Source organism: Enterobacter sp. RIT637, from assembly GCF_019718755.1.
GTDB lineage: Bacteria > Pseudomonadota > Gammaproteobacteria > Enterobacterales > Enterobacteriaceae > Enterobacter.
The window spans coordinates 1-542 of the sequence record NZ_JAIHAZ010000161.1 but is presented as its reverse complement, the minus strand read 5'-3'; the positions used below and the strand labels follow the sequence as shown (position 1 = coordinate 542).

Genomic DNA, 542 nt, shown 5'->3' with positions numbered 1-542 from the left:
GAACAGCGCACTCACGTTACGCGCTTCGTTAAAATCGGGTTCTTCCAGCAGATCCATCAGATGCGCCAGTGGCCAGCGCACCTGCGGCAACGGCTCAGGCTCATCCCCTTCCAGCTTCTCCGGATAGAGATCTTCTGCCAGCACGATATTCATTTTGCTGGAGAAATAGGACGGCGCCATGCTCAGCTTTTTCAAAAACGTCAGATCTTTCGCGCCAAAACCCACCTCTTCTTTCAGCTCGCGATTCGCCGCTTCAAAAACGGTTTCACCGGGATCGATAAGCCCTTTCGAGAAACCCAGCTCATAGGATTCTGTGCCCACCGCATATTCGTGGATCAGGATCAGGTGATCGTCCACAATGGGGATGATCATCACCGCCTCGCGCGTGGAGGGCCGCATACGTTCATATACGCGACGCACGCCGTTGCTGAACTCCAGGTCGACACTTTCCACCGTAAACAGGCGTGATTTGGCGACGGTTTCAACATTCAGAATGGTGGGCTTTTGTAAGGGTTTGCTCATCTTGATGGGTCTTTGCTGTG

The 542-nt window shown here is 53.3% G+C and carries 1 protein-coding gene; it reads right to left on the bottom strand.

Annotation, left to right across the window (positions count from 1 at the left end; translation table 11 throughout):
- A partial coding sequence (gene nudE / locus K5E19_RS23775) for an ADP compounds hydrolase NudE (RefSeq protein ID WP_221553377.1) occupies positions 1-522 on the bottom strand: 522 nt, incomplete at its 3' end.
- Positions 523-542 lie beyond the last annotated feature (20 nt).